The organism is Bradyrhizobium sp. MOS001 (assembly GCF_004634465.1).
Taxonomy (GTDB): domain Bacteria; phylum Pseudomonadota; class Alphaproteobacteria; order Rhizobiales; family Xanthobacteraceae; genus Bradyrhizobium; species Bradyrhizobium barranii.
On sequence record NZ_SPVJ01000161.1, the window covers coordinates 1 to 1,419 of the forward strand.

The window sequence follows — 1,419 nt, forward strand, 5'->3', positions numbered from 1 at the left end:
ACCAAATTCGCCGTATCCTCTCGTGTTCAGTCCCACCGATAAATGCCCCGCGTTTGTCGTGGATTCCAAAATTGCGCGGCGGGCGCTTGAGAAGCAACGTACCGACGAACTCGAATTCGCGCGATTGCTCAATGACAACGTCCCGACAGCCCCGATCTATAGCGGACTGGACGGCGGAATGAACGAGGCTTTTCTAGCAAAGTATCTGGTCAGAGTGACGCTTGCGAAAGTGATGCCGTATGCATCTTATCTGCCGCAACTGCCGCCAATCCCCTGGGTCACCAACGATAGTTCGTTGACGAGTAGATGGTTTGGCACCTCGTTCTCGAAACCGATTGCGTGTGATCTGGCTCGTTCCAGCTTCCTGTCGACCGTCGTGGAAGGAGACGACGGGTGCTAGAGCGCCCGGTCTACTTCAGGCTTGCATCCCCGCGCTCGCTATCAGCCCATACTCCCCGGCATGAAGCAGCGCGGCTTCGGATGACCATCTAGGTAGTAAGGCCAGACCATCGTACGGCCAGCGCGGTTCGGTCCATCCACGACAGCTTCGTTCGGAACATCAACCCACTCGCCATCAAGGCGTACGCGATAGTGACCGTCCTTAGTTTCCCAATCGGCGTCATCAACGCGCTTCGCATCACTGCCATCGCAGCAAGGCCCTTTGCCACTGTGCAAGCTCTCATACCAGCTGTTCAACTCGGGGTGCTGATAATCGTGGGCGCGAGCGTGACCGATTGTAAAGATCGGCAGCATGACAGTGAATACAGCAAGCGCTGCATGCCGAAGGTGATTGTTCATCTTACTCCTAATCCCGCAGTGGAAGTCCCACACGCCGAACACGTCAAGCACGCCAAACTTGGGCCCGTAGTAGCCACTCCAGGGCCACACACATCGCCGCCCCGGTACCGCAGAGTTTAAGCTTGCTCACTCACCACCGGAATGAAAGGCCAACAGTGCTTGTGTTCTCTATGGAGATGGAGAATCGATCGACCGATTAAAGGAATATTTCGTCACATCGTTTTCAACGATGCGCGATGTCGACGCGTCGTATGATCACGAGTTCCGGCGCATGCTGAAGAAATTGAGTTTGGCCCTAAGCAGGCCCTCCGCATCGCAACGCCCGGTCCGCAATCTCAACGACGCAGCAGTATCTCCGTCCGAGATGACAAATCCGCCTGCTCCGATCGTCAACACGCTATTAATTTCGATGTCGGCACAGTAGGCGGATATCGCTGCGACCACGACGCACGTCCGCTAATGGGATGGTCCGGCCGTGCTCCTGCCCCGCCAGCGATAAGCTGGCCAGGGGCGCCAAGACAAGGAGCACGCCATGTCCCAGACACTCAATACCGCGATCGCCGTGATCGGCATCGATATCGGCAAAAACTCGTTCCATGTCGTGGGCCACGATGCGCGCGG

Annotated in this window: 2 protein-coding genes and 1 pseudogene; 1 reads left to right on the top strand and 2 read right to left on the bottom strand. The window is 56.8% G+C overall.

Going from position 1 to position 1,419, the window contains the following annotated elements; translation table 11 throughout:
- Nucleotides 1-400: pseudogene (locus CT676_RS43635) on the top strand (hypothetical protein); the annotation flags it as partial.
- Nucleotides 401-441: 41 nt separating this feature from the next.
- Here CT676_RS43635 and CT676_RS43640 read toward each other — a convergent pair.
- Both CT676_RS43640 and CT676_RS45040 read right to left on the bottom strand, forming a co-directional pair.
- Nucleotides 442-798 carry a hypothetical protein gene (locus tag CT676_RS43640; RefSeq protein ID WP_223154002.1) on the bottom strand — a complete coding sequence of 119 codons (357 nt, stop codon included), beginning with the start codon at nt 796-798 and terminating at the stop codon, nt 442-444.
- Between the two features lie 400 nt (nt 799-1,198).
- The coding region (locus CT676_RS45040) for a hypothetical protein (protein WP_205124652.1) at nt 1,199-1,419 on the bottom strand (221 nt) is incomplete at its 5' end.